Origin of the sequence: Kosakonia sp. SMBL-WEM22, assembly GCF_014490785.1 — a bacterium.
Lineage (GTDB): Bacteria > Pseudomonadota > Gammaproteobacteria > Enterobacterales > Enterobacteriaceae > Kosakonia.
On record NZ_CP051488.1, the window covers coordinates 4,563,660 to 4,587,811 of the forward strand.

At 57.0% G+C, this 24,152-nt stretch carries 19 protein-coding genes; 11 read left to right on the plus strand and 8 right to left on the minus strand.

Going from position 1 to position 24,152, the window contains the following annotated elements:
- The first annotated feature begins 57 nt into the window (after positions 1 to 57).
- From HF650_RS22015 to pckA, 5 genes are all read left to right on the plus strand, one after another.
- Positions 58 to 2,193: an intracellular growth attenuator family protein gene (locus tag HF650_RS22015; protein WP_187800349.1), complete on the plus strand. Its 2,136-nt coding sequence runs from the start codon at positions 58 to 60 to the stop codon at positions 2,191 to 2,193.
- 66 nt (positions 2,194 to 2,259) lie between these two features.
- Entirely contained in the window at positions 2,260 to 2,937 is a 678-nt protein-coding gene (gene yrfG / locus HF650_RS22020; RefSeq protein ID WP_187800350.1) for a GMP/IMP nucleotidase, read from the plus strand.
- A complete protein-coding gene (hslR, locus tag HF650_RS22025) occupies positions 2,937 to 3,338 on the plus strand; it encodes a ribosome-associated heat shock protein Hsp15 (protein ID WP_187800351.1) in 402 nt (133 codons plus the stop codon). The genes yrfG and hslR overlap by 1 nt, the downstream gene beginning before the upstream one ends.
- Positions 3,339 to 3,362: 24 nt before the next feature.
- Positions 3,363 to 4,241, plus strand: a complete 879-nt coding sequence (gene hslO, locus HF650_RS22030; RefSeq protein ID WP_054802627.1) for an Hsp33 family molecular chaperone HslO — start codon at positions 3,363 to 3,365, stop codon at positions 4,239 to 4,241.
- A 334-nt stretch (positions 4,242 to 4,575) separates the two neighbouring features.
- Positions 4,576 to 6,195, plus strand: coding sequence for a phosphoenolpyruvate carboxykinase (ATP) (gene pckA, locus HF650_RS22035; protein ID WP_187800352.1), 1,620 nt, complete (start codon positions 4,576 to 4,578; stop codon positions 6,193 to 6,195).
- Positions 6,196 to 6,257: 62 nt separating this feature from the next.
- On the opposite strand, the gene feoC is transcribed toward pckA, so the two are convergent.
- From feoC to greB, 5 genes are all read right to left on the minus strand, one after another.
- Positions 6,258 to 6,497 (minus strand): [Fe-S]-dependent transcriptional repressor FeoC, encoded by a 240-nt coding sequence (gene feoC, locus HF650_RS22040; RefSeq protein ID WP_187800353.1) that lies wholly within the window; start codon positions 6,495 to 6,497, stop codon positions 6,258 to 6,260.
- Positions 6,498 to 6,508: 11 nt separating this feature from the next.
- Entirely contained in the window at positions 6,509 to 8,827 is a 2,319-nt protein-coding gene (gene feoB, locus HF650_RS22045; protein WP_187800354.1) for a Fe(2+) transporter permease subunit FeoB, read from the minus strand.
- A 30-nt stretch (positions 8,828 to 8,857) separates the two neighbouring features.
- The gene (gene feoA, locus HF650_RS22050; RefSeq protein WP_023482091.1) at positions 8,858 to 9,085 is read right to left on the minus strand and encodes a ferrous iron transporter A; all 228 of its coding nucleotides are present in this window, start codon (positions 9,083 to 9,085) and stop codon (positions 8,858 to 8,860) included.
- 447 nt (positions 9,086 to 9,532) lie between these two features.
- On the minus strand, positions 9,533 to 11,869 hold the full coding sequence (locus HF650_RS22055; protein ID WP_187802788.1) for a Tex family protein: 2,337 nt from the start codon (positions 11,867 to 11,869) through the stop codon (positions 9,533 to 9,535).
- A 101-nt stretch (positions 11,870 to 11,970) separates the two neighbouring features.
- On the minus strand, positions 11,971 to 12,444 hold the full coding sequence (gene greB, locus HF650_RS22060; protein ID WP_023482054.1) for a transcription elongation factor GreB: 474 nt from the start codon (positions 12,442 to 12,444) through the stop codon (positions 11,971 to 11,973).
- A gap of 217 nt (positions 12,445 to 12,661) precedes the next feature.
- On the opposite strand from greB, the gene ompR reads away from it, so the two are divergent.
- Both ompR and envZ read left to right on the plus strand, forming a co-directional pair.
- Positions 12,662 to 13,378, plus strand: coding sequence for a two-component system response regulator OmpR (ompR, locus tag HF650_RS22065; protein WP_187800355.1), 717 nt, complete (start codon positions 12,662 to 12,664; stop codon positions 13,376 to 13,378).
- On the plus strand, positions 13,375 to 14,727 hold the full coding sequence (envZ, locus tag HF650_RS22070) for a two-component system sensor histidine kinase EnvZ (RefSeq protein ID WP_187800356.1): 1,353 nt from the start codon (positions 13,375 to 13,377) through the stop codon (positions 14,725 to 14,727). Before ompR ends, envZ begins: the two co-directional genes overlap by 4 nt.
- Before the next feature lie 42 nt (positions 14,728 to 14,769).
- Here envZ and bioH read toward each other — a convergent pair whose 3' ends face one another.
- Positions 14,770 to 15,540, minus strand: a complete 771-nt coding sequence (bioH, locus tag HF650_RS22075; RefSeq protein WP_187800357.1) for a pimeloyl-ACP methyl ester esterase BioH — start codon at positions 15,538 to 15,540, stop codon at positions 14,770 to 14,772.
- Between the two features lie 38 nt (positions 15,541 to 15,578).
- Between bioH and gntX the strand changes: the two genes are divergently transcribed.
- From gntX to HF650_RS22095, 4 genes are all read left to right on the plus strand, one after another.
- Entirely contained in the window at positions 15,579 to 16,259 is a 681-nt protein-coding gene (gene gntX / locus HF650_RS22080) for a DNA utilization protein GntX (protein WP_187800358.1), read from the plus strand.
- Between the two features lie 58 nt (positions 16,260 to 16,317).
- Positions 16,318 to 16,893 (plus strand): Fe-S biogenesis protein NfuA, encoded by a 576-nt coding sequence (gene nfuA / locus HF650_RS22085; protein WP_023481993.1) that lies wholly within the window; start codon positions 16,318 to 16,320, stop codon positions 16,891 to 16,893.
- A gap of 704 nt (positions 16,894 to 17,597) precedes the next feature.
- Positions 17,598 to 18,914, plus strand: coding sequence for a gluconate transporter (gene gntT / locus HF650_RS22090; protein ID WP_187800359.1), 1,317 nt, complete (start codon positions 17,598 to 17,600; stop codon positions 18,912 to 18,914).
- A gap of 112 nt (positions 18,915 to 19,026) precedes the next feature.
- Entirely contained in the window at positions 19,027 to 19,413 is a 387-nt protein-coding gene (locus HF650_RS22095) for a hypothetical protein (protein WP_187800360.1), read from the plus strand.
- A gap of 227 nt (positions 19,414 to 19,640) precedes the next feature.
- Here the strand turns inward: HF650_RS22095 and malQ are convergent, their stop codons facing one another.
- Both malQ and malP read right to left on the minus strand, forming a co-directional pair.
- Positions 19,641 to 21,722, minus strand: coding sequence for a 4-alpha-glucanotransferase (gene malQ, locus HF650_RS22100; RefSeq protein WP_187800361.1), 2,082 nt, complete (start codon positions 21,720 to 21,722; stop codon positions 19,641 to 19,643).
- A 9-nt stretch (positions 21,723 to 21,731) separates the two neighbouring features.
- Positions 21,732 to 24,125, minus strand: a complete 2,394-nt coding sequence (malP, locus tag HF650_RS22105; RefSeq protein WP_187800362.1) for a maltodextrin phosphorylase — start codon at positions 24,123 to 24,125, stop codon at positions 21,732 to 21,734.
- Positions 24,126 to 24,152: the final 27 nt, after the last annotated feature.

The following is a 24,152-nucleotide window of genomic DNA, read 5'->3' on the forward strand; positions in this document are numbered from 1 at the left end:
ATTTACGGGAAGGGTGCAACTGACTACACCTGTTTGAAAAAGTATGATGGGGAAAGCATGAGCACCATTTTGATTTTTTTAGCTGCTATGCTGGCCTGCGCATTCCTCGCCGGGTGGATTTACAGGTACAGGTCGCAACGTCGATACCGATTACCTTATTTACCGGCATTTTCCGGCGCGACGGCACGCAAATTGACACCAGAGGAGCGCGACGCCGTTGAACGCTATCTGGAAACGCTCTCCCGTACCCAAAATACCCCGGGCCCAACTGGTGCCACTGCTGCTCCGGTCTCTATTAAACTTAATGCGCACAGCAATACGGTGCTGTTCGTCGCCCATCCCATCACGCGCTATGGCATCACCACCGACGCGCCAAATAAATGGCGCTACTATCTGGACTCCGTTGAGGTCCACCTCCCGCCATCGTGGGAGCAATACATTAATGATGAGAATAATGTTGAGCTGATTCGCACCGACTCCATGCCGCTGGTGATTGCTCTTAATGGACACACGCTCAGCGAATGTATGTATGAAGAGCGCGGCAGTGAACTGCAGCATATTAGCTCAACCCATTCGGCGATCCGCGGTGAAGAGAGTGAGCAGATTGAACTGCTCAATATTCGCCGCGAAACCCCCTATGAACATACCCTTAATCGTCCGGACGGCATGCGTGAAGCGCTGCTAATCTGTGCCTCCTTCCTGATGTTCTTCTTCTGTCTGGCCTCGCCGGAAGTCTTTGTGCCGTGGATGGCCGGCGGCGGTGTGCTGCTGCTGGCGGCCGGGCTGTGGGGGCTTTATGCCCCACCGGCGAAAAACACGCTACGCGAAATTCACTGCCTGCGCGGGACGCCAAAGCGCTGGGGGCTGTTCGGTGAAAATAATCAGGAGCAGATGAACAATATCTCGCTCGGTATTATCGACCTGATTTATCCAAAGCACTGGCAGCCCTTTATTACCCGCGATTTGGGCCAGCAAACCGATATTGATATCTATCTCGATCGTCACGTCGTGCGCCAGGGGCGCTTTTTGTCGCTGCACGATGAGGTGAAAAATTTTCCGCTTCAGCACTGGGTGCGCAGTGCGGTGATCTCGCTCGGCTCGCTGGTGGTGCTGGCGATGCTGCTGATCTGGGTGCCGCTGGATATGCCGATTAAGTTCACCGTTTCGTGGATTAAAGGCGCACAGACCGTTGAAGCCAGCAGCGTCAATCAACTCGAAGCAGCCGGTCTGCGCATCGGCGATACGCTGCGCATCAGCGGCACCGGGATGTGTAATATCCATACACAAAACAACTGGGCATCACGTCAGACATCACCGTTTACGCCGTTCGACTGTTCGCAGATTATCTGGAACAACGCGCCGCCCCTGCCGTTGCCCGAATCGGATATTGTGACCAAAGCCACTGCGCTGGCGCAGGCGGTCAGCCAGCAGCTGCATCCAACAACGGAAGAGGATTCCCGCGTCAGCCCGGTGTTACGCTCCGCCATTCAAAAATCCGGCATGGTCCTGCTGGATGATTTCGCTGATATCGTGCTGAAAACGCAGGAGCTTTGTGCTGCTGAAGATGAGTGTCTGCGCCTGAAAAATGCGCTGGTGAACCTCGGTAACAGCAAGGATTGGGAAACGCTGACCAAGCGCGCCAGCGAAGGCAAGCTTACCGGGGTAAATGTGCTGCTGCGCCCGGTGAGCGCAGAGTCCCTCGATAACCTGGTCACCACCTCCACCGCGCCGTTTATCATGCGTGAAACCACGCGCGCGGCGCAGGCGCTAAACAGCCCAGCGCCGGGCGGATTCCTGATTGTCAGTGAAGAGGGTAATGAGCTGGTCGATCAACCCTGGCCACCGATGGCGCTCTACGATTATCCGGCGCAGGAGCAGTGGGCCGAATTCCAGCGTCTGGCACAGATGCTGATGCAGACTCCGTTCCACGCTGAAGGGATCATCACCAGCCTGGTGACCGATGCCAACGGCACCAAACATATCAGCCTACACCGCATGCCGGATGCCGCTGGTTTATGGCGCTATGCCGCCACGACCCTGCTGCTGACAGCAATGCTCTTATCCAGCATCTACAACGGTGTGCTGGCACTGCGCCGCTATCAACGTAACCGCACGCGTATCGAAGAGATTCAGCAGTACTACGAGAGCTGCCTCAATCCCCGCCTGATCCCTGGCGAAGATAGCCTCGGCTGATAACGATCTGCCGCGCGAGCTGTGTTAACCTCTCGCGCAGATTTTCCTTTGGCTGGAGCCCTTTTCATGCACATTGATATTGCCTGGCAGAACGTTGATACCGTTCTGCTGGACATGGACGGTACGCTTCTTGATCTCGCTTTTGATAACTTTTTTTGGCAGCAGCTGGTGCCGCAAACCTATGGCGAGAAGGTGGGTTTAACACCACAAGAGGCGCAAAGTGCCATTAGCCAGGCCTATCACGACGTGCAGCATACGCTAAACTGGTACTGTCTGGACTACTGGAGCGAACGGCTTGGGCTGGATATTTGCGCTATGACCACTCAGCAAGGGGCGCGTGCCGTACTGCGTGAAGATACGGTTCCGTTTCTTGATGCGTTGAAAAAAAGCGGTAAGCGCCGCATTTTGCTGACCAACGCGCATCCGCATAACCTGGCGGTAAAGCTTGAACATACGGGTCTGGCGGCGCACCTTGATTTATTACTTTCCACCCATACATTTGGTTATCCGAAAGAGGATCAGCGCTTGTGGCAAGCTGTCGCCAGCCATACCGGCCTTGATCCCGCGCGGACGCTGTTCATTGATGACAGCGAGCCGATTCTCGATGCCGCCGCGACATTTGGTATTCGCTACTGTCTCGGCGTCGCCAATCCAGACTCCGGGTTGGCGGATAAGCGCTACTTGCGCCATCCGGCCATGAACGACTACCGCCGCTTACTCCCCTCGCTTTTAAAGGAGATGTAATGAAACAGCAGCCTGCGCAAGAGGTCCGCCTGGATAAATGGCTCTGGGCAGCGCGTTTTTATAAAACCCGCGCCTTCGCCCGCGAAATGATCGACGGCGGGAAGGTGCACTATAACGGGCAGCGCAGCAAGCCGAGTAAAATCGTCGAGCTGAATGCCACTCTGACCTTACGTCAGGGCAATGATGAACGAACCGTGATCGTCAAAGGGATTACCGATCAGCGCCGTCCGGCAAGTGAAGCCGTTGAACTGTATGAAGAGACGGCCGAGAGCATTGAGAAACGCGAAAAAATGGCGCAGGCCCGCAAGCTCAATGCGCTGACCATGCCGCACCCCGATCGCCGCCCGGATAAGAAGGAGCGCCGCGATCTGATGAAATTTAAATCCGGTGGCAGCGAGTAACGCGCACCCGCAAGAGAGAATAACATGGCCAATCAAGACCAATTACACCGCTACCTTTTTGAAAACTATGCCGTGCGCGGCGAGCTGGTAACCGTCTCCAACACCTGGAAAGAGGTGCTGGAAAACCACAACTATCCCCTGCCGGTGAAGAACCTGCTCGGCGAGTTGCTGGTCGCCACCAGCCTGCTGACCGCGACGCTGAAGTTCGCCGGTGACATTACCGTGCAGGTGCAGGGCGATGGCCCGATGAGCCTCGCGGTGATCAACGGCAACAACCGTCAGCAGATGCGCGGCGTCGCACGCGTACAGGGCGAGATTGCGGATGATGCAAGCCTGAAAACGCTGGTGGGTAACGGTTATCTGGTGATTACCATTACGCCTGAAGAGGGCGAGCGCTATCAGGGCGTGGTTGGCCTCGAAGGCGAAACCCTGGCCGAGTGCCTGGAAGATTACTTCCAGCGCTCCGAACAACTGCCGACGCGCTTGTTCATCCGCACCGGCGATGTCGAGGGCCAACCGGCGGCAGGCGGTATGCTGCTGCAGGTGCTGCCCGCACAGGATACTCAGGCAGAAGACTTTGAACACCTGGCCGTACTGACGGAAACCGTCAAAGCGGAAGAGCTCTTTACCCTGCCGGCAAACGAAGTGCTGTGGCGTCTCTATCATGAAGAAGAGGTCACCCTTTACGATCCGCAGGACGTTGAGTTCAAGTGCACCTGCTCGCGCGAGCGTTGCGCTGGCGCGCTGAAAACCCTACCGGATGAAGAAGTGGACAGCATCCTTGCGGAAGAGGGCGAAATCGATATGCACTGCGATTATTGCGGCAACCACTACCTCTTCAATGCGATGGATATTGCGGAGATCCGCAATAACGCCTCCCCTGCCGACCCGCAGGTTCATTGATATCAATTATCAATCGCCGCCTTCCGGGCGGCGTTTTATCCCGCCAATCACGTTTCCGTTAAAAGCCTGCCTGTAAGTGTTACGTAATTCTCTTTCATGAAAGCGATTACAGTCACAAAGCAAAGGTTAAAAATGCCGTCCCGCGCCGTTTTAAGAACATTTCCCCGATGAATGTAATAAATTTTGGCATAATCCGTGCCGTTAAGTGACCTCAATCACAGCGTTTTCCGTCAGGCTGGGTTTTGAGCAAGGTAAATCTATGAACCTCGTCCCGGTTGCGACAAAGAATCACCCCTACACTTTCAGGCAGTACATTTGGCTAAGGAGCAGTGACATGCGTGTTAAGAGTTTAACCCCGCAAGATCTCAAGGCTTATGGAATTAACGATGTTCAGGATGTCGTTTACAACCCCGATTACGAAACGCTGTATCAAGAGGAACTTCGTCCGGACCTGGAAGGGTATGAGCGCGGCGTATTAACCACATACGGCGCAGTCGCCGTCGATACCGGCATTTTTACCGGTCGCTCGCCGAAGGATAAATACATTGTTCGTGATGACACTACCCGCGACACCGTTTGGTGGTCTGATAAAGGCAAAGGCAAGAACGATAACAAGCCGCTCTCGCCGGAAGTGTGGCAGCACCTGAAAGGCCTCGTCACCGAACAGCTCTCTGGTAAGCGTCTCTTTATTGTCGACGCCTTCTGCGGCGCCAACCCGGATACCCGCCTCGCCGTGCGCTTTATTACGGAAGTGGCCTGGCAGGCGCACTTCGTCAAAAACATGTTTATTCGCCCGAGCGACGAAGAGCTGGCAGAGTTCACGCCGGACTTTATCGTGATGAACGGCGCGAAGTGCACCAACCCACAGTGGAAAGAGCAGGGCCTCAACTCAGAGAACTTTGTTGCCTTCAACCTGACCGAACGCATCCAGCTGATTGGCGGAACGTGGTACGGCGGTGAGATGAAGAAAGGGATGTTCTCGATCATGAACTACCTGCTGCCGCTGCAGGGCATTGCCTCAATGCACTGCTCGGCGAACGTCGGTGAAAAAGGCGATGTTGCCGTCTTTTTTGGCCTCTCCGGCACCGGCAAAACTACCCTCTCAACCGATCCGAAACGCCGCCTGATTGGCGATGATGAGCACGGCTGGGACGATGATGGTGTCTTCAACTTTGAGGGCGGTTGCTACGCGAAAACCATTCGTCTCTCTGAAGAGGCAGAGCCAGATATTTTCCATGCCATTCGCCGCGATGCGCTGCTGGAAAACGTCAGCGTACGCGCCGATGGTAGCATCGACTTTGACGATGCGTCGAAAACCGAGAACACCCGTGTCTCCTACCCGATTTACCATATCCAGAATATTGTTAAGCCGGTCTCGAAAGCGGGTCACGCCACCAAAGTGATCTTCCTGACGGCGGATGCATTCGGCGTACTGCCGCCGGTATCGCGCCTGACCGCCAGCCAGACGCAGTATCACTTCCTCTCAGGCTTTACTGCTAAACTGGCCGGCACCGAGCGCGGTGTCACCGAGCCAACGCCGACCTTCTCCGCCTGCTTTGGCGCAGCGTTCCTGTCGCTGCACCCGACGCAGTATGCCGAAGTGCTGGTAAAACGCATGCAGGCATCCGGGGCGCAGGCTTACCTGGTCAATACCGGCTGGAACGGCACCGGCAAACGCATCTCCATCAAAGATACGCGCGCAATTATTGACGCCATTCTCAATGGTTCGCTGGACGATGCCGAAACCTTCACCCTGCCGATGTTTGACCTGGCGATCCCGACCTCGCTGCCAGGCGTTGAGAGCCGTATTCTCGATCCACGCGGAACTTACGCATCGCCGGAACAGTGGCAAGAGAAAGCCACGCAGCTGGCAAAACTCTTTATCGAGAACTTCGAGAAATATACCGATACGCCCGCGGGCGCTGCGCTGGTCAGCGCCGGGCCGAAACTGTAATCCGGTTACGCAAGAGAGACAAAACCCGCCGAACGGCGGGTTTTTTTATGATTTTTAATCGATTAGCGCAGCACCCACCACTCGCGTGAGCAGGCAGCTTTGCCTTCCGGACACGCTTTGCAACTGCCGCTCAGGCAACCACTCGCCTCCTCTTTTACACGCACTGCGCGCCCCATCGCCTCCAACCGCGCCAGCATGGCGTCGATCAGCGCTTTAGGCGTGTGCAGGGCGAGGCTGAGCTGGCTTGCCTCCATCCGCCCCTGCAACGCCAGCAGATCGCGTACTTCAATAAGCGATGCCATCACTTCGCTCCTTAATGACAATCGCTTGCCGGGCTGTCGCAGCAGCTGGCCACCGTTCTGCGCGTCGCCAGCAGATTGACGTTCACGCGGCTGCGCGCACGGCGCAACACACCAATTACCAGCACGTTAAACACCAGCACCGCCAGAATGCAGGTCAGGCTGTAGAGCGGATGCTGATGGAAGGTGACGGTTTGATAAAAGAGCGTGGAGAGCGAGTAGGCGATATTCAGCCCCCAGAGCACCGAGAAGCCCATCCAGCCGCGGCTCGCTTCGCGGGCAATCGCGCCCATTGCCGTGATGCACGGCACATAGAGCAGGACAAAAATCAGGTAGCTGTAGGCCGCAGCCGCACTGCCGAATTTCTGGCTCATCACTCCCATGGTGCCGGTCGCCATCTCGCCGTCCCCCTTGCTGGCTTCAATCGGGTTAGCGAGCACGCTCAGGCTGAAAGTCTCTTTGATGGAGTTGCCGGTCTCTTCCAGCGCGGCGATCAGCTCATCACTCAGGCTGAACGTCGCCGGATCAAATACCTCCTGCGCAATATTTTCCGCGGTGTAAAGCGTATTGAGCGTGCCGACAACCACCTCTTTTGCCATCGCACCAGTGACCAGCCCAACCGTCGCCTGCCAGTGATCGCCCTGCACGCCAATCGGCTCTAGCAGCGGGGTAAAGAGGCGGCTGATGGAGGCCAGCGCCGAGTCGTCGATGTTATGCACCGTGCGCCCATTTAGCGAGAAGCTGTTCATCGCGCTGAGGAAAATGCTGACGATGATAATCACTTTCCCGGCACGAATCACAAAGCCCTTCAGCCGCTGCCAGGTTTGCAGCAACAGGCTTTTCAGATGCGGAACATGGTAGACCGGCAGCTCCATCACAAACGGCGACGCTTCACCGCGCAGCAGCGTGTACTTCAGCATCAGCCCGGTGAGGATCGCCATCACCACGCCCAGCAGATAGAGCGAGAAGACCGCCACCGCCCCCTGCTGACCGAAGAAGGCAGCGGCAAAGACGGCAAAGATTGCCAGCCGCGCGCCACAGGACATAAACGGCGCCATCATGATGGTAATCAGCCGCTCGCGCGGCGCATCGAGCGTACGTGCGCCCATCACCGATGGCACATTGCAGCCGAAACCGACAATCAGCGGCACAAAGGATTTGCCTGGCAGACCGAGCGACTGCATCAGGCGGTCCATCACAAACGCGGCACGCGCCATATAACCGGAGTCCTCAAGAAAGGACATAAACAGGTACATCATCCCCAGTTGTGGCACCAGCGGCAGCACGGTGTTGACGCCACCGCCCAGCCCCTGCGCGAGAAAGACTGTCAGCCACTCCGGGAAGTGCAGCGTATAGCCGAGCCACTGAATGCCGTGGATAAAGATCGCCACGGACCCGGCATCAAAAATGGGTGAGAACGCCCCGCCAATATTGATGGCGAAGAGGAACATCAGGTACATGACAAACAGGAAGATCGGCAAGCCGAGAAAGCGGTTGAGAATGATGCGGTCAACAGCGGCGGTGAAACGGCTTGGCTCGGCGGTCAGCGTATTGCTGACGGTATCGCAAATCGCGGCGATGGCCTGGTAACGCGCATCGGCGATATGTAGCGCCGGATCGTCCATCTCCGCCTGCAAACGCGAAAGCGCGGCATTAAGCTGGCTGTCGGAAATATCGGCATTGGCGCGGCTATAGATATCCCCTTCCAGCATCTGCAACCCCATCCAGCGGCGCTGCTGCCAGGGAAGCGCGTCGCCCATCAGTCCGGCTAACGTATCCGCCTCGCGTGCCAGCGGCAGCGCGTAGTGCACCAGCTCGACATTGTCATTGGCACGGTGGCGATCGATGGCGAGTTTCAGCGCCTCGATCCCGCGTCCACGCGTGGAGACCAGCGGGATCACCGGGCAGCCAAGGCGGCTGGCCAGCGCATCGATATCAATGCGCAGTTTCTGCTTTTCGGCGATATCGAGCATGTTGAGGGCGATAATGCACGGCACGCCAAGCTCCAGCAGCTGTAACGTCAGGTAGAGGTTGCGCTCAAGGTTAGAGGCATCCACCACGTTTATCAGCAGATCGGCATCGCCATTCAGAATGTAGTGGCAGGCAATCTGCTCATCGAGAGAGGTCTGCGCGGAGATGGTGGTTAGCGAGTAAGTGCCGGGCAGATCAACCAGCGTGACCTGGTGGTCGGTAGTGGTAAAGAGCCCCTCTTTGCGTTCAACGGTGACCCCGGCCCAGTTCCCGACCCGTTGGCGCGCACCGGTTAACTGATTGAATAACGTTGTCTTGCCTGAATTGGGGTTGCCAATTAAGCCAATGGTCATTTTTTTCATTTTATTTCGCACCCCGCGAAAACGTTGCGATTAACGTGAAACCACTTCTAATTTGAGAAAGGCGAGATCTTTTTTTCTTAACACTAAATTAACGCGGCGCGTTTCGATATGCACCGGATCGCCCAACGGGGCAACGCGAACAACATTAAAAGAGGAGCCGGGCAACATGCCGAGGGATAAAAGTTTTTGCCGCCATGCCGGGCTTATTTCTGGCGAGAAACCGAGAATTTTCCACGCGCTATCAGGAGAGAATTGCATAGAACCTACTTATCTTTTCTGCGAATCAATATCACTCATGCGTCTGTGAGAGGCAGAGTTGGCCATCAAAGAGAGGAGGAGTGAATCATTGGGTGCGATGATAATGAGAATGGTTTCTATCAGCAATCCAAAGCGTGCGCTTCCGGCGGGGATAATTAAAAAGTTACGCTATTTTTGATGTAGCGCAATATTTGATACTTAAGAAGTTTCAGGAACAAATAGCGACCGCATCATCAGAATAATAAGAGGTGGTTTATATTTATTAGCATGCTTGAATAGCACATCGAAATATAATAAAAGACATCAATATTAGCTGAACCACTAATTTTGCACGGAATAGCTTCAATTTACTGGCTATTTTATTCAGCCAAAAATAAAACCCTAAGCGCAACGGGAAAATAACGGGCGGGAGAAAAAAGCCCTCTTCAGGAGAAGAGGGCTTTTCCATTAGCGTTTCTTACCCATCGCTGCTGCCAGCGCATCCATCATTGCGCTGTTGCCGGCAGGTTGCGTGTCGCGGCCGCGCGCCGCTTTTGCCGGACGGGCAGCGTTGCGGTTGCCGTTATCACGCTCACTGCCGTTACCACCGCGTCGCGGCGCGCTTTCGCCCGGCTGCTCATTAAGACGCATCGTCAGGGCGATACGTTTGCGCGGTAGATCCACTTCCAGCACTTTTACCTTCACGATGTCGCCCGCTTTCACTACCGTATGCGGATCTTCGACGAACTTATCCGCCAGCGAAGAGATATGCACCAGACCATCCTGATGGACGCCGATGTCTACAAACGCGCCGAAGTTGGTGACGTTTGTCACCGCACCTTCCAGCACCATGCCCGGCTGAAGATCGTTGAGGGTTTCAACGCCTTCAGCAAAGGTCGCGGTTTTGAACTCCGGACGCGGATCGCGGCCCGGTTTTTCCAGCTCTTTGATGATGTCGGTCACCGTCGGCACGCCGAACTGCTCATCAGTAAACTCTGACGCCTTCAGCTTGCGCAGCTCGGTGCTGTTGCCCATCAGATCGCGCAGAGACTGCTCCGTCGCCGCCAGAATGCGCTCCACCACCGGGTAGGTTTCCGGGTGAACGGTAGAGGCATCAAGCGGGTTATCGCCGTGGTTGATACGCAAAAAGCCCGCGCACTGCTCAAAGGCTTTCGGCCCGAGGCGGCTCACTTTTAACAGCTGCTGGCGGTTCTGGAACTGACCGTTTTCATCGCGCCAGGCGACAATGTTCTGCGCCATCATGCGGGTTAACCCGGCCACGCGCGTCAGCAGCGGCACTGAGGCGGTATTGAGGTCAACGCCGACGGCGTTCACGCAATCTTCCACCACCGCATCAAGTTTTCGCGCCAGCTGGCTCTGGCTGACGTCATGCTGATACTGGCCGACGCCGATAGATTTCGGGTCGATCTTCACCAGCTCAGCCAGCGGGTCCTGTAAACGACGGGCAATGGACACCGCGCCGCGCAGGGAGACGTCAAGATCCGGGAACTCCAGCGCCGCCAGCTCAGAGGCGGAATAGACCGACGCCCCCGCTTCGCTGACAATCACCTTTTGCGCCGTCACTTTCGGGAACTGCTTCTGCACATCGAGGAAGAAGCGTTCGGTTTCGCGCGAGGCGGTACCGTTCCCAATCGCCACCAGCTCAACGTTATGCTTCTCGCACAGCGCCGCCACGGCTACCGCCGCTTTTGCCGCCTGCCCGGTGTGTGGGTAGATGGTATCGGTGGCGACAAGTTTGCCGGTGGCATCGACTACCGCCACTTTCACGCCGGTACGTAAACCAGGATCGAGACCCATGGTAGCGCGCAGACCGGCCGGTGCCGCCATCAGCAGATCGTGCAGGTTGCGGGCGAAGACGTTGATCGCCTCATCTTCTGCACGCTCGCGCACCGTGCCCATCAGCTCGGTTTCCAGATGCATCAGCACTTTGATGCGCCAGGTCCAGCTCACCACGCCTTTACGCCAGCTGTCTGCCGGGGCGTTATTCAGGCGCAGACCGAGGTGGTCGATAATAATCTGTTCACCGTGGCTCTCTTTTGGTGGCTCATCGAACTGCGGGTCGGCGTTCAGCGAAAGTTGCAGAATGCCTTCGTTACGCCCACGGAACATTGCCAGCGCACGGTGTGACGGAACAGTGGAGAGGGGTTCATGATGAGCGAAGTAGTCGCGGAACTTGGCGCCCTCCTCCTCTTTCCCGGCCACAACCGTTGAGACGAGATGGGCGTTTTTCCACAAGTAGTTACGCACTTTCGCCAGCAGCGCGGCATCTTCCGCGAAGCGCTCCATCAGGATGTAACGCGCGCCGTCGAGAGCCGCTTTGCTATCGGCAACGCCTTTGTCGGCGTCCACAAAGGTGGCAGCCAGCGCTTCGGGATCCTGCGACGGATCGTTCCATAGCGAATCGGCCAGCGGTTCGAGGCCCGCTTCAATGGCGATCTGGCCGCGCGTACGGCGTTTCGGTTTATAGGGAAGGTAGAGATCTTCGAGTTCAGTTTTGCTCAGGGTGCCGTTGATCGCCTGCGCCAGTTCATCGCTCAATTTGCCCTGCTCGCCAATCGATTTCAGGATCGCCTGGCGACGCTCTTCCAGCTCGCGCAGGTAGCCGAGGCGGGTTTCCAGCTGACGCAGCTGTGTGTCGTCCAGACCGCCAGTCACCTCTTTTCGGTAACGCGCAATAAACGGGACCGTGTTGCCTTCATCAAGCAGGCGAACGGCGGATTCCACCTGCTCGTTTCGTGCCTTAAGTTCACCCGCAATAATGCGGCAGAGCGAATCATTCATCATGTCTTTCATCATCTTCTGAACAAAAAATCAGGGGACAGTTATACGGACTGACACAGCAAAATGCCAGCCGTCAGCGGGCGCTCTCAGACTCATCCGGGCACTTATTTTACGTAGACAATCTCGTTGACGTACCAGGTCGCTTCGCCGCCCGGCGTCTGCACCACCGCCACATCGCCGACCTCTTTTTTCAGCAGCGCACGAGCCATCGGTGAATCGATGGAGATGTAATCTTTGCGGCCGAAAATTTCGTCGTAGCCGACAATGCGAAAACGCAGGGTGTCGCCATCGTCGTTTTCAATCTCTACCCAGGCACCAAAAAAGACCTTTCCCTCCTGCTGCGGCGAATAGTCGACGATTTTTAAATTTTCGAGGCATTTAGTCAGGTAGCGCACGCGACGATCGATTTCGCGCAGGCGCTTTTTGTTGTATTGATAATCAGCGTTTTCACTGCGATCGCCAAGGCTTGCCGCCCAGGTGACCTTTTTTGTCACTTCCGGGCGCTCCTGACGCCAGAGAAAATCGAGTTCCTGCTTCAGTTTGTCGTAACCTTCACGGGTAATCAGGGGCGTTTTCATTGATGGGCCTTATTAATGTCTTCGCTGCACTTTACAAACGGAACGCGGTAACGTGCGGATTAATCATGCTTTATGTGATGCATTATGCATATAAGCTGCTGTTAAATATGCTTTGTAACAATTTCGACTAGAATGTATACCAGATTTCGCTGGTCGTTAACGCGCACTTTTTTAGAATACGGAAACATTATTGTCGGAACCTTTGGGAGTAAAAACAATGCAAGAGAATTATAAGATTCTGGTCGTGGATGACGATATGCGTCTGCGCGCATTGCTCGAGCGTTACCTTACTGAGCAGGGCTTCCAGGTTCGTAGCGTGGCTAACGCGGAACAAATGGATCGTTTGTTAACCCGCGAATCCTTTCATCTGATGGTGCTGGACCTGATGCTGCCGGGCGAAGATGGTCTCTCTATCTGCCGCCGCTTACGCAGCCAGAGCAACCCAATGCCAATTATCATGGTGACGGCAAAAGGCGAAGAGGTTGACCGTATCGTCGGGCTGGAGATTGGTGCCGACGACTATATTCCCAAACCCTTCAACCCGCGTGAGCTGCTGGCGCGTATCCGCGCCGTGCTGCGGCGCCAGGCCAATGAGCTGCCGGGCGCACCCTCCCAGGAAGAGGCAGTTATTGCCTTTGGTAAGTTCAAACTGAATCTCGGCACCCGCGAAATGTTCCGCGAAGATGAGCCGATGCCGTTAACCAGCGGTGAGTTCGCGGTGCTGAAAGCGCTGGTCAGCCACCCACGCGAGCCGCTGTCGCGCGATAAGCTGATGAACCTGGCGCGCGGTCGCGAATACTCGGCAATGGAGCGCTCCATTGACGTACAGATCTCCCGCCTGCGCCGCATGGTGGAAGAGGATCCGGCGCATCCGCGTTATATTCAGACCGTCTGGGGCCTGGGCTACGTATTTGTACCGGACGGCGCTAAATGATGCGAGTGCGTTTCTCGCCGCGAAGTTCCTTTGCCCGCACGCTGCTGCTCATCGTCACTTTGCTGTTCGTCAGCCTGGTGACGACGTACCTGGTGGTACTGAATTTCGCCATTTTGCCAAGCCTTCAGCAGTTCAATAAAGTCCTCGCCTACGAAGTACGTATGCTGATGACCGATAAACTGCAACTGGAGGATGGCACGCAGCTGGTGGTGCCCCCGGCATTTCGCCGCGAGATCTATCGCGAATTAGGCATTTCTCTCTACTCCAACGAGGCGGCAGAAGATGCCGGCCTGCGTTGGGCGCAGCACTACGAGTTCCTGAGCCAGCAGATGGCGCAGCAGCTCGGCGGCCCGACTGAAGTCCGCGTTGAGGTGAACAAAAGCTCGCCGGTGGTGTGGCTGAAAACCTGGTTGTCGCCCAATATTTGGGTGCGCGTACCGCTCACGGAAATTCATCAGGGCGATTTCTCCCCCCTCTTTCGCTATACGCTGGCAATCATGCTGCTGGCAATCGGCGGCGCGTGGCTCTTTATCCGTATTCAGAACCGACCCCTTGTTGACCTCGAACATGCCGCCCTTAAAGTGGGGAAAGGGCAGATCCCGCCGCCGCTGCGGGAGTATGGCGCATCGGAGGTGCGCTCGGTGACCCGCGCCTTTAACCAGATGGCGGCGGGCGTCAAACAGCTGGCGGATGACCGCACGCTGCTGATGGCAGGCGTCAGCCACGATCTGCGCACGCCGTTAACGCGTATTCGTCTGGCGACCGAGATGATGGGTGAAGAGGATGGCTATCTTGCGGAATCCATTAACAAAGATATCGAAGAGTGCAACGCGATTATCGAGCAGTTTATTGACTACCTGCGTACCGGCCAGGAGATGCCGATGGAAGCAGCAGATCTCAACGCGGTGCTCGGGGAAGTGGTTGCGGCGGAGAGCGGCTACGAACGCGAAATCGACACCGGTCTGCAAGAGGGTGAGATCATCGTGCGTATGCACCCGCTCTCGATTAAACGCGCGGTCGCCAATATGGTGGTCAACGCGGCACGCTACGGCAATGGCTGGATCAAAGTCAGCAGCGGCACGGAGCTGAACCGTGCCTGGTTCCAGGTGGAAGATGATGGTCCAGGCATCAAGCCGGAGCAGCGCGAGCATCTTTTCCAGCCGTTTGTGCGTGGTGACAGCGCCCGCAGCACCAGCGGCACCGGTTTAGGTCTGGCGATTGTGCAGCGTATTGTTGATAACCATAACGGGCTGCTGGAACTGGGCACCAGCGAGCGCGGTGGGCTCTGTATCCGCGCCTGGCTGCCGATCCCTGTCGTGCGCCAGAACGGACAGCTCAAAGAGGTGTAAACCTGTAGCGCTTTGCCCGTCAGGCAAAGCGCTTTTCCCCTTCTATAACGTCGCTTTCAGCGCCAGTAGCGCGTCGCAAAAGGCTTCAGGGTGCGACACAAATGGCGCATGCGCCGCTTTCGGGAAGATAATTGACTCGCTTGCGGGCCACATCTCATCGAGCAGCGGCACAATCTTACGCGGCACCAGCCCATCAAGATGACCATACAGACGCAAAAACGGCAGCGACAGGTTCTGTAACCCCTCGCGCAGATCGACCGTCTTGAGAATCTCCAGCCCGCCGTTCAGCACCTCTGTCGACGGCATATCCAGCGATAAGACGGCGTTTCTCAGCAGGCGCGCATCCTGTCGCGCGGTATCGCTGCCCATAGTTTGCAGCGCCAGAAAGCGCTCAACCGTGCGTTGGAAATCCTCGCTAAGCTGATGCTGAAATCCGGCCAGTACTTCAGGTTTAATCCCCGGCCACGCTTCCCGCGCGCTGAAACAGGGTGAGGAGGCAACGGTCACCAGCGCGCTTACCCGTTCCGGTGCTTGCAGCGCGATCTGGCTTGCCACCAGCCCGCCGAGGCTCCAGCCTAACCATATCGCCTTTTCCGGCGCCTTCGCTAAAACACACTGCGCCATCTGCGCCAGCGTCTGCGCACCAAAACCGAGGCTGCGGCCATAGCCGGGAAGATCGACCAGGTGCAGCGTAAAATGCGAGCTGAGTTCCGCCGTAATGCAATCCCATACTTGTGCATTCAGCCCCCAGCCGTGCAGCAGCACAAGATGCGCATCTCCTTCGCCTTTGGTTTGCCACCAGATGTCACTCATCAGTTATCGTTCTCTTCTTTCACACAAGGAGGTGCAACATGCTAACAGTGCCGGGATTATGCTGGCTATGCCTGATGCCATTAATGCTCAGTCACTGGGGGATCTGCTCGCGCTGTACGCGAAGCCTGCAAAGGCGTGAAAAAGTTTGCCCTTTGTGCGGTTTACCCGCCGCCTGTGAACGGCTTCCCTGCGGGCGCTGTTTACGCCGCGCGCCGCCCTGGCAGCGGCTGATTGCCGTCAGCCGCTATGCACCGCCGCTTAGTCTGCTGGTGCATCAGTTTAAATTCCATCCGCGCCCCGAGATGGCTCCGGCGCTGGCGCGTCTGCTGCTGGCGGTACACAGCACGCGGCGCATCAACGCCCTGCCGCCGCCGGATATGCTGGTGAGCGTGCCATTGCACGGGCGACGTCAGTGGCGTAGAGGGTTTAATCAGAGCGATCTGCTGTGCAGAAGCCTTTCGCACTGGCTGCGCTGCCCTTATCCGCGCGCGGCGCTCAGGCGACGGCGGGCGACGCCGGTTCAGCATCAGCTGGCGGCACGACTACGTAAAAGGAACGTGAAAAACGCCTTCCGTCTTGAATTGCCGGTAGCGGGTCTCCATATCGTTGTTGTGGATGATGTCGTCACCACCGGCAGCACGGTCGCAGAGATCAGCCAGCTGCTTTTACGCAGCGGCGCAGCCACTGTTCAGGTCTGGTGCCTGTGTCGAACCTTGTAGACCCTCGATGATGGGCGTATTATAACCGAGTAAAATAGTCAACTATTAGGCCATTGCTATGATCCGTATTTCCGACGCTGCCCAAGCGCACTTTGTCAAACTGCTGGCGAATCAGGAAGAAGGGACACAAATCCGCGTATTTGTGATCAACCCAGGCACGCCAAACGCAGAGTGTGGTGTCTCTTACTGTCCGCCGGATGCGGTCGAAGCCACCGATACCGCACTGAAATTTGAACAACTGGTTGCCTATGTCGATGAGCTGAGCGCGCCGTATCTGGAAGATGCGGAAATCGATTTTGTCACCGACCAGTTGGGTTCCCAGCTGACGCTGAAAGCCCCGAACGCCAAAATGCGTAAAGTCTCCGACGACGCCCCGCTGATGGAGCGCGTGGAGTATTTACTGCAATCGCAGATCAACCCGCAGCTTGCAGGCCATGGCGGTCGCGTCACGCTGATGGAGATCACCGATGAAGGCTACGCCATTCTGCAATTCGGCGGCGGCTGTAACGGGTGCTCCATGGTTGACGTAACTCTGAAAGAAGGCATCGAGAAGCAGCTGCTGAACGAGTTCCCGGAACTCGCCGGCGTGCGCGACCTCACCGAGCACCAGCGCGGCGAGCACTCCTACTACTAAGCCTCTCTGCGCTTTGAGTATATTGCCCGGTGGCGCTTCGCTTACCGGGCCTACTCCTTGATATAAGCCCGCACCCGTTCTCTGCATCACCTCAATCCGCTAACCTGCTCCGCCCGCCTCCGTAGGCCGGATAAGGCGCAGCCGCCATCCGGCAATCAAACCTCTCCATCCCACAAGCCTGCTCCACCTGCCCCGTAGGCCGGATAAAGCGCAGCCGCCATCCGGCAGTCAAACCTCTCCACACTACAAAGCTGCTCCGGACCTGCCCCGTAGGCCGGATAAGGCGCAGCCGCCATCCGGCAGTCAAACCTCTCCATCCCACAAGCCTGCTCCACCTGCCCCGTAGGCCGGATAAGCTGCAGCCGCCATCCGGCAGTCAAACCTCTCCACACTACAAAGCTGCTCCGGACCTGCCCCGTAGGCCGGATAAGGCGTAGCCGCCATCCGGCAAATACCCTCTGCTTTTGCTCGGCTGTTAGTATGACGAAGCTCTCACTTCTTACATTTTGATCCGCCGGGTGATTCTCTTTATCGGGATGTTACCCGTATCATCCCGGCTGGCACCGACAAGATAAAAAACATCCGACTACAATTTTCAGCAATGGATGTAAGCCGAAACGGTGCCGCAGCGCGATTTCACCTTTTGAAAACGGCTGCCCGAAAACACTGACGTTACCCATAACAAATTAAAGGCCAGGTAAATCATGCCATTAGTCATCGTTGCTATCGGTGTTGCTCTCCTACTGCTACTCATGATCCGTTTCAAAATGAACGGATTTATCGCTCTGATCCTCGTCGCGCTTGCCGTAGGGATGATGCAGGGCATGCCGCTGGATGCGGTGATTAAGTCGATCAAAGCCGGTGTTGGCGGAACGCTGGGCAGCCTTGCGCTAATCATGGGCTTCGGTGCCATGCTGGGTAAGCTGCTGGCGGACTGCGGCGGCGCGCAACGCATTGCCACTACGCTGATTGAAAAATTTGGTCGTAAGCATATCCAGTGGGCGATCGTATTAACCGGTTTTACCGTCGGTTTCGCCCTCTTCTATGAAGTGGGTTTCGTGTTACTGCTGCCGCTGGTCTTTACCGTCGCCGCTTCCGCGCGCATCCCTCTGCTCTACGTTGGTGTGCCGATGGCTGCGGCGCTCTCCGTGACGCACGGCTTCCTGCCGCCGCACCCGGGCCCAACCGCTATTGCCACCATTTTCCATGCCGATATGGGTAAAACCTTGCTCTACGGTACGCTGCTTGGCATTCCGACAGTGATTCTCGCCGGCCCGGTCTATGCCCGTTTCCTGAAAAATATCGATAAACCGATCCCGGAAGGGCTCTACAACTCAAAGACCTTTAGCGAAGAAGAGATGCCGGGCTTTGGCGTCAGCGTCTGGACATCACTGGTGCCGGTGATCCTGATGGCGCTGCGCGCCGTCGCGGAGATGGTGCTGCCGAAGGGTCATGCCCTGCTGCCCTACGCCGAGTTCTTCGGCGACCCGGTGATGGCGACAATGATTGCGGTGCTGATTGCGGTCTTTACCTTTGGTCTGAATCGTGGCCGTTCGATGGACGACATCAACGATACGCTGACCAGCTCGATCAAAATTATCGCCATGATGCTGCTGATTATCGGCGGCGGCGGCGCGTTCAAGCAGGTGCTGGTCGACAGCGGCGTGGATAAGTACATCGCCTCGATGATGCACGCCACCAACCTCTCCCCGCTGTTTATGGCCTGGTCAATTGCCGCCGTGCTGCGTATTGCGCTCGGCTCCGCGACTGTTGCAGCGATTACCGCAGGGGGTATAGCAGCACCACTGATCGCCACAACCGGCGTCAGCCCGGAGCTGATGGTGATTGCCGTTGGCTCAGGAAGCGTCATCTTCTCACACGTTAACGATCCGGGTTTCTGGCTGTTTAAGGAGTATTTCAACCTGACCATCGGTGAAACCATGCGTTCATGGTCAGCGCTGGAAACCATTATTTCGATATGTGGTCTGGTGGGTTGCTTGCTGTTAGGCATGGTGGTCTGAGGCAGGAATTGCCGGATGGCGCTTCGCTTATCCGGCCGACGAATATGCTTCGGTGTGGCTGAAACCGAATGCCGGATGACGCTTCGCTTATCCGGCCTACGAATATGCTTCGGTGTGGCTGAAACCATATGCCGGATGGCGCTTCGCTTATCCGGCCTACGAATGTGCTTCGGTGTGGCTGAAACCGAATGCCGGATGGCACTTCGCTTATCCGGCCTACGAATGTGCTTCGGTGTGGCTGAAACCATATGCCGGATGGCGCTTCGCTTATCCGGCCTACGAATGTGCTTCGGTGTGGCTGAAACCGAATGCCGGATGGCACTTCGCTTATCCGGCCTACGAATGTGCTTCGGTGTGGCTGAAACCGAATGCCGGATGGCACTTCGCTTATCCGGCCTACGAATGTGCTTCGGTGTGGCTGAAACCGAATGCCGGATGGCACTTCGCTTATCCGGCCTACGAATGTGCTTCGGTGTGGCTGAAACCGAATGCCGGATGACGCTTCGCTTATCCGGCCTACGAATGTGCTTCGGTGTGGCTGAAACCATATGCCGGATGGCGCTTCGCTTATCCGGCCTACTAATAAGCTTCGGTGTGGCTGAAACCGAATGCCGGATGGCGCTTCGCTTATGCGGCCTGCTAAGTTACTGAAACGGCGTAGGCCGGATAAGGCGCAGCCGCCATCCGGCAACATGCCCGGGCGCATCACGCGGCCGGGCATTTTTACTACCGTTTTCCGGCTGCCTTACGGCGACGATCGAGATCCTTAATCAGCCTGTTTACCGTCTCATCGGCAAACATCTCCTCCAGCGAAACCGCAAGCTTACGCCGCCAGTTCTGATACTGATCGCTGGTGCCGGGCACGTTAACCGGCGAGGACATATCAAGCCAATCCTCCGGTTGCAGCCCCAGCAGGGCGCTGTTGCTGTCCGCAATATAGCGCTGCAAACCGCGATTGAGAATTGACGACATCGGCATGCGTAACGCCTTTTTCCCCGCACGCTGCGGCAAACAGCCATGCTGATGCAGTGCCGTGAGCAGCCCCTGTTTGGCCTGCTCACGGTCCTCATATAAACCACTCAGCAGCTCTTCATCCGGGTAGAGGCCCAGGGTTTTGCCGAGGGTTAAATCACCACTCTCCCAGTAGCCGCGCAGGGTCGGCAAGTCGTGGGTAGTGGCAACCGCCATCGACTGCGCCGGCCAGGCTTCGGGAGCGTGGAACACCTTATCGTCGTTTTCGAAATAGAGCACTTTGTAGGAGTAAACGCCGCTGCGCCGCAGCTTGCCGACGATCTCCTGCGGAACAGTACCGAGATCTTCGCCAATCACCATACACTGGTGGCGATGGCTCTCAAGGGCGAGGATCGCCAGCAGATCGTCAACGGGATAGTGAACATAGGCCCCCTGATCCGCCGTTTCGCCATAGGGGATCCACCACAAGCGCAGCATCGACATCACATGATCGATACGTAGCGCGCCGCAATTTTTCATATTTGCGCGCAGCAGATCGACAAACGGCGCATAACCGCGCGCCTGCATAACGTGCGGATCCATCGGCGGCAAGCCCCAGTTTTGCCCCAGCGGCCCGAGAATATCCGGCGGTGCACCAACGGAGGCTTTCAGGCAGTAAAGTTCCCGGTCGCACCAGGTCTCCGCGCCGCCTTCCGCTACGCCAACCGCCAGGTCGCGATAGAGGCCAATCGGCATCTGGTAACCCTGGCTGGTTTGCCAGCACTCAGCGAACTGGGTAAACGCCAGCCACTGCAGCCAGAGGTAGAAATTGACCTCATCGGCATGCTGCTGGCAGAAGGCTTTCACCTCCGGGCTGTCGATTGATTGGTAGCCCTGTGGCCAGGCTGGCCAGCCCCAGCGCAGCGGATCTTCCTGCACCTGGAACGCATGCAGCGCATCGAACGCCGCCTGCCAGTAGAGGCTGTCGCCCTCCTGCTCAACGAATGCGTGGAAGGCAGCAAACTGCTCATCCCCCTCGCCGCGCTGGCTGAAGCCTTGCCACGCCATGCGCAAAGCCGTCAGTTTGAGTGCGGTAACTGCCGAATAGTCGACCCACTCGCTCTCGCGGGCCGCGCGCAGCGCCTTCTGGGTGGCGGCTTTTTTCCACCACGCCTGCGCCGCTTTGCTCTGCGCAAAATCCTCTACCGCGTTAACGTCGATATAGATAATGTTCAGCCAGCGGCGAGATGACGGACTGTAGGGGCTGGCGCTCTCCGGGTAAGCGGGATAGAGCGCATGAATTGGGTTCAGCCCGATAAATGCGCCGCCGCGCTCGCCGACGCCTGTGAGCATCTGTTTCAGATCGCCGAAATCGCCGATCCCCCAGTTGTTTTCAGAACGCAGCGTGTAGAGCTGCACGCAGGCACCCCACAATTTTTTACCGTCACGCAGCGCCTGCGGCTCATAACAGCGGGCAGGCGCGATAATCACCCGGCACGTCCACTGCTGCTTTTTCTGCGTCAGTGTCAGGGAGTGGTAACCCAGCCCCAGGCCGCCCGGCAGCGGCAGATCGTTGCCGCCGCTCACCTCGCCCTGGTAGGTTTTGCCCGCTTCGGTGGTCAGCTGCCACTGGTATTGTCCTTTACCGGAGGCCACCAGCCGCTTCTTCTTACCGTGAATAAACACCTGCACCGCCGGCACAGGCGCAGCACTTTCCACCGCCGGGACAGGGTGCATCGCATCCAGTAACCGCTGTTTGGTCTGCGCACTGATGGATTGCGGTTTACCGTGCGCATTGATGTAATTTGGGCTGATTCCTGCCGTCAGCGCGGCCTGTTCCAGACGTTTACTCTGCATTGCGCTTCCTTAACGTTTTGCCTGCCAGATGCGGGTCTGGTAATCGCGGATCGAGCGGTCAGAGCTAAACATGCCGCAGCGCGCGGTATTGAGGATCGCCGCACGCGTCCAGGCCTCCTGGTCACGATAAAGCACATCAACCTGCTTTTGCGCCTCGACATAGGCGGCGAAATCCGCCATTACCAGGTAGGGATCGCCGCCCTGTTTGCCGATGCTGTGCAGCATCTGGTCAAAGGCGTGCTTATCGCCGCCGCTATATTTTCCGCTCTCCAACTCTTTCAGCACCGCGTCCAGCAGCTTATCTTTTTTACGCCACTTGACCGGGTCGTAACCTTTCGCTTTTAACGCCTTCACCTGCTCAACGGTGTGGCCAAAGATAAAGATATTCTCTTCGCCCACCTGCTCAGCGATTTCAACGTTAGCGCCATCCAGTGTGCCGACCGTTAATGCGCCGTTGAGCGCCAGCTTCATGTTGCCGGTACCGGAAGCCTCTTTGCCCGCGGTTGAGATCTGCTCGGAGACATCCGCCGCCGGGATCAGTTTTTCCGCCGCCGAGACGCAATAATCCGGCAGGAACACTACTTTCAGCTGGTCGCCAATCGACGCATCGTTGTTAATTACGTCTGCCACTTTGTTGATAGCGTAGATGATATTCTTCGCCAGGTAGTAACCCGGCGCCGCTTTTGCGCCAAACAGGAAGACGCGCGGTACGCGGTTCGCCTGCGGGTTTTCGCGGATCTCCTTATAGAGCGCAATGATATGCAGCAGGCCAAGGTGCTGGCGTTTGTACTCATGCAAGCGCTTGATCTGAATATCGAATATCGCTTCGGGGTTGATCACAATGCCGGTGCGCGCTTTGACAAACTCCGCCAGCCGCACTTTGTTTTGCCGCTTAATGTCGCGATAGTGCTGGCGAAACGCCGCGTCGTCGGCGTACTTCTCAAGATTGATCAGCTGGTCGAGATCGTTGGCCCACTCTTTTTTCAGCGTCTTATCGAGCAGCGCGGCCAGCAGCGGGTTGCACTGTTTGATCCAGCGGCGCGGCGTGATGCCGTTGGTGACGTTGTGGAATTTGCCCGGCCACAACTGGTGATATTCCGGGAAGAGATCCTTCACCACCAGATCCGAGTGCAGCGCGGCCACGCCGTTAACGGCAAAGCCGCCAACCACGCAGAGGTTGGCCATGCGCACCTGTTTGTCATGCACCACCGCCAGTTTTGCCCACACCGCTTTATTACCCGGCCAGGTCTGCTCAACCTGCGCTTTAAAGCGCTCATTGATGCGTTTGATGATCTGCATATGGCGCGGCAGCAGCGTTTTCACCAGCGACTCATCCCAGCGCTCAAGCGCTTCCGGCATCAGCGTATGGTTGGTGTACGCAAAGGTACGGCTGGTGATCGCCCAGGCGTCATCCCAGCTCAGCTGATGCTCATCAAGCAGCACGCGCAGCAGTTCAGGAATGGCGATGGTCGGGTGGGTATCGTTCAGCTGGATCACTTCGTACTCCGGCAGTTGGGCAAGCTTGCGCCCGGCCAGATGATGGCGGCGTAGAATATCGGCTACCGAGCAGGCGCACTGGAAATATTGCTGCATCAGACGCAGTTTCTTACCGGCCTGGTGGTTGTCATTCGGGTAGAGCACTTTAGTGAGCTTTTCAGCGTCAATGCCCGCCTGCTCCGCGCGCAGAAAGTCGCCATCGTTGAATTTGGTGAGGTTAAACGGATGCGCATGAGTCGCCTGCCACAGGCGTAACGGCTGGGTAATACCGTTGCGGTAGCCAATCACAGGCAGATCCCAGGCTTCGCCCACAAGGGTAAAGGCGGGTTGCCACTGCCCCTCTTTACTCACTTTGCCGCCGATGTTGACCTGCACATCCAGCTGTTCGTTATGGCGGAACCACGGGTAACTACGGCGATGCCAGTCATCCGGTGCTTCATGCTGCTGGCCGTCGACAAAGGATTGGCGGAAAAGCCCGTACTGGTAGTTAAGGCCATACCCGGTGGCTGGCTGGCCGACGGTCGCCATCGAGTCGAGGAAACAGGCGGCCAGGCGTCCCAGGCCACCGTTGCCGAGCGCCGGATCGATCTCCTCTTCCAGCAGATCGGTCAGCTGGATATCGTGCGCCTGTAATACCTCGCCTACCGCCTCATACCAGCCGAGGTTGAGCAGGTTGTTGCCCGTCAGGCGGCCAATCAAAAACTCCATCGAGATGTAGTTAACGTGGCGCTGCTCTTTCGCCGCTTTGGGCGCAGGCTGCGCTGCCAACAGTTCCGCCAGCGCGCCACTCACGGCATGCCACCACTGGCGAGTTGTCATCTCCGTTGCAGAGTGAACCCCAAAACGCTGCCACTGGCGCGTCAGGGCCGCTTCAAATTGCGCTTTATCAAATGTTGGCTTTGTCATAAAAATCCGGGTCCTGTGTGAAGATAA

Excerpts from the sequence above, each read along its gene's own strand:
- HF650_RS22015 (WP_187800349.1), top strand. The coding sequence starts at position 58 with ATGAGCACCATTTTGATTTTTTTAGCTGCTATGCTGGCCTGCGCATTC.
- yrfG (WP_187800350.1), top strand. The coding sequence starts at position 2,260 with ATGCACATTGATATTGCCTGGCAGAACGTTGATACCGTTCTGCTGGAC.
- hslR (WP_187800351.1), top strand. The coding sequence starts at position 2,937 with ATGAAACAGCAGCCTGCGCAAGAGGTCCGCCTGGATAAATGGCTCTGG.
- hslO (WP_054802627.1), top strand. The coding sequence starts at position 3,363 with ATGGCCAATCAAGACCAATTACACCGCTACCTTTTTGAAAACTATGCC.
- pckA (WP_187800352.1), top strand. The coding sequence starts at position 4,576 with ATGCGTGTTAAGAGTTTAACCCCGCAAGATCTCAAGGCTTATGGAATT.
- feoC (WP_187800353.1), bottom strand. The coding sequence starts at position 6,497 with ATGGCATCGCTTATTGAAGTACGCGATCTGCTGGCGTTGCAGGGGCGG.
- feoB (WP_187800354.1), bottom strand. The coding sequence starts at position 8,827 with ATGAAAAAAATGACCATTGGCTTAATTGGCAACCCCAATTCAGGCAAG.
- feoA (WP_023482091.1), bottom strand. The coding sequence starts at position 9,085 with ATGCAATTCTCTCCTGATAGCGCGTGGAAAATTCTCGGTTTCTCGCCA.
- HF650_RS22055 (WP_187802788.1), bottom strand. The coding sequence starts at position 11,869 with ATGATGAATGATTCGCTCTGCCGCATTATTGCGGGTGAACTTAAGGCA.
- greB (WP_023482054.1), bottom strand. The coding sequence starts at position 12,444 with ATGAAAACGCCCCTGATTACCCGTGAAGGTTACGACAAACTGAAGCAG.
- ompR (WP_187800355.1), top strand. The coding sequence starts at position 12,662 with ATGCAAGAGAATTATAAGATTCTGGTCGTGGATGACGATATGCGTCTG.
- envZ (WP_187800356.1), top strand. The coding sequence starts at position 13,375 with ATGATGCGAGTGCGTTTCTCGCCGCGAAGTTCCTTTGCCCGCACGCTG.
- bioH (WP_187800357.1), bottom strand. The coding sequence starts at position 15,540 with ATGAGTGACATCTGGTGGCAAACCAAAGGCGAAGGAGATGCGCATCTT.
- gntX (WP_187800358.1), top strand. The coding sequence starts at position 15,579 with ATGCTAACAGTGCCGGGATTATGCTGGCTATGCCTGATGCCATTAATG.
- nfuA (WP_023481993.1), top strand. The coding sequence starts at position 16,318 with ATGATCCGTATTTCCGACGCTGCCCAAGCGCACTTTGTCAAACTGCTG.
- gntT (WP_187800359.1), top strand. The coding sequence starts at position 17,598 with ATGCCATTAGTCATCGTTGCTATCGGTGTTGCTCTCCTACTGCTACTC.
- malQ (WP_187800361.1), bottom strand. The coding sequence starts at position 21,722 with ATGCAGAGTAAACGTCTGGAACAGGCCGCGCTGACGGCAGGAATCAGC.
- malP (WP_187800362.1), bottom strand. The coding sequence starts at position 24,125 with ATGACAAAGCCAACATTTGATAAAGCGCAATTTGAAGCGGCCCTGACG.